The organism is Flavobacterium sp. GT3P67, assembly GCF_004349155.1.
Taxonomy (GTDB): domain Bacteria; phylum Bacteroidota; class Bacteroidia; order Flavobacteriales; family Flavobacteriaceae; genus Flavobacterium; species Flavobacterium ranwuense.
Genome location: NZ_SMLF01000025.1, coordinates 1 through 2,707, shown reverse-complemented (window position 1 = coordinate 2,707; position 2,707 = coordinate 1). Strand labels below are relative to the sequence as shown.

Here is a 2,707-nt window from a genome sequence, read left to right as displayed (position 1 = left end):
GGCACATTCAACATCGCAAAAGTCGCTTCAATAGAACTTAAAGACTTTTGGTGGCAATGTCCGTGAATTTTTATTGTTTTCTCCTCATCAGAAAATTGCTCCGAATGAATTTTACCCGAAGTAATCTCATTTTTAAAAAACTCTTCAATGGTAAATACATTTTTGGCTAATTTTTCGGCACTTTCTTTATCGTCTGCCAATCGAATGTATTCGTCTCTAAATGTCAGTATCGCTGATGGTTCGATTCCTATCAACGGACAATCAGCAGTAATATAATCCGAAAAAACGGAAACATTTATATTCGCAATTGCTTTTGCTTCTTCGAGAAAACCTTTAGAAATAAAAGCTCTTCCACTTTCTTCGTGATCCACCAGAATCACTTCATAGCCTAATGTTGTCAATAACTCATAGGCGTCGATTCCAACCGAAACATCATAGTAATTAGTAAATTCATCACAAAACAAACATACTTTTCCGTTTACAAAAGAATCACTTGGCGCCTGATTCCAATTTTTTTCGTACCATTTTCTAAACGTCTTTGGAGCCAAAAGCGGCACTTCTCTTTTTGGAGCAATTCCCATGCTTTTCTTGACTAAGGACAAATTCACCATGAAATTAGTAAATCTTGGAGTAATGCTTCCCAGTCCATTCAGTTTCGCATTGAACGCAAAAAATTTATTTCGCCAAGAAAATCCATTTGCTTTTTGATATTGGTACAAAAACTCTGATTTTAAAGCCGCTACATCCACATTACTGGGACATTCGCTGGCACATGCTTTACAACTTACACACAAGTCAAATACCTTATATAATTCTTCATGATCGAATTTATTGTCTTTCTCTGAATGCGTCAAATATTCTCTAAGCGCATTGGCCCTGGCACGAGTCGTATCTTTTTCATTTCGGGTAGCGCGATAACTGGGACACAAAGTTCCGCCAGCCGAAGGTAATTTTCTGCAATCGCCGGAACCATTGCATTTCTCTGCGGCGCGCAAAATCCCCATACTATCCGAAAAATCCTGAATTGTTTGTATATCCGGTTCTGCTCTGCCCGCTTCCACCCGAAGGTTTTCGTCCATTTTGAAAGCATTTACAATTTTTCCCACATTCAAAATGGTGTTGGGATCAAAAGCATGTTTAATTCTTTTCAACAATTCATAATTCTGGTTTCCTATCATAAAAGGCAAAAACTCACCACGAACAATTCCGTCTCCATGCTCCCCGCTCAATGAACCTCTATATTTTTTTACCAAAATAGCCACTTCGGTAGCAATGTTTCTAAATTGATGTACTCCTTCTTTTGTTTTCAAATTTAAAACCGGTCGCAAGTGAATTTCTCCAGCTCCGGCATGTGCATAATAAATGGCGCTCTGCCCATGACGTTCCATCATGGCGGAGAACTCGGCAATATAATTGGGTAAATCACTCAACTCAACAGCGGTATCTTCAATAGAATCCGCAGCTTTATTATCGCCTACAATACTTCCTAAAAGCCCGAGACCTGCTTTTCGCAACTCATTTATTTTATCAATATCAGCTCCATAAATTTTTGGCAAAGCATACCCGAAATTATTTCTTTTCAAATCTGCAATCAAATCATCAGCTTGCCTTTCGGCATCTTCTATACTGTTATGCGACGCTACTTCGAGCATGATAACCGCTTTTGGCTCCCCTTGAATGAAAAATCTGTTTTTAGCTTGTTCCCTGTTGGTTTTGGTACAATCTAATATCGTGTCATCCATCATCTCACAGATATACAAATGATGTTTCATCGCTGTAACTACGGCTTCTAAACTTTCCTGAATGGTATGAAAATGGGCCACTACCATAACATTATACGTAGGTGGTACATGATCCGCTTTGAGCGTAATCTCGGTGGTAAAGGCCAGCGTTCCTTCGCTTCCGCATAGGAGTTTCCCTAGATTTATAGTATTTTCTGTTCCTCCAAAAAGTTCCGATTTTAATAATAAATCGATCGCGTATCCGGTATTTCGTCTGTGAATTTCAGGTTTTGGAAATTCCTTTATAATCTCTTTTTGGTTTTCTGTATTCGAAAGTTCCTCATAAATAGTCTTATAAATGGAGCTTTCGAGCGTGTTTCCTTTTGTTTTTTCAATGAATTCAGCCGAAGTTATTTCTTTAAATACTGCCGAAGTTCCATCACTCAAAACCGCTTTAATAGCTACTATTTTATCTCGGGTCACACCATAACGAATCGACGTAGTTCCCGATGAATTATTTCCTACCATTCCTCCCATCATACATCGATTTGAGGTTGAAGTATTGGGACCAAAAAACAATCCGTGTTCTTTTAAATATAAATTCAGTTCATCCCGAATCACTCCTGGCTGTACTGTAACAGTTTTTTTTATGGGATCAAAAGCAACAATCTTTGTGAAATGTTTCGAAACATCGACAATAATTCCATTACCTACTGTTTGACCTGCTAAGGAAGTTCCGGCAGTTCTGGGCGTAATTGAAATCTTATTTTTTGCTGCAAAGCGAATAATTTTTACAATATCTTCCTCTGATTTTGGAATAGCTACAGCAAGAGGTATAATTCTATACGCAGAAGCATCCGTGGCATATAATGTTTTATGGAGATCATCATATAAAAGTGTTCCTTCTAATGATTGGGATAATTGCTGTAATTGAGGCGTGATTGACATTTAGTGGAGTGAATTGCTATTGTTTTTTAAAATATAAA

General features: G+C 37.8%; 1 protein-coding gene. It reads right to left on the bottom strand.

Going from position 1 to position 2,707, the window contains the following annotated elements; translation table 11 throughout:
• Nucleotides 1-2,669, bottom strand: a 2,669-nt coding sequence (locus E0H99_RS17075; protein WP_131998507.1) for an FAD-binding and (Fe-S)-binding domain-containing protein, incomplete at its 3' end; no start/stop codon positions are given.
• Nucleotides 2,670-2,707: the final 38 nt, after the last annotated feature.